Below are 240 nucleotides of genomic sequence, written 5' to 3' on the forward strand. Positions count from 1 at the left end.
CGCTGATGTGCAGTGGGACGTCACGTAACCGTGGGCGTTTGCTTGCTGCGTATATGATGGTTTATTACGTGGGAACGTTTTTAGGCCAGTTACTGGTCAGCAAAGTTTCAACCGAGCTGATGTCCGTATTGCCGTGGGTTACAGGTTTGACGTTGGCAGGGATCTTACCGCTGTTGTTTACGCGTGTGCTGAATCAGCAGGCTGAAAACCATGATTTGACGTAATTGACGTCGAATCATG

At 49.2% G+C, this 240-nt stretch carries 1 protein-coding gene; it reads left to right on the forward strand.

Annotated features, from left to right (window positions below):
* On the forward strand, positions 1-224 hold a 224-nt coding region (locus tag AC0L3J_RS38360), incomplete at its 5' end, for a hypothetical protein (RefSeq protein ID WP_473350617.1).
* Positions 225-240 lie beyond the last annotated feature (16 nt).

The organism is Bradyrhizobium sp. Kon37 (assembly GCF_055807535.1).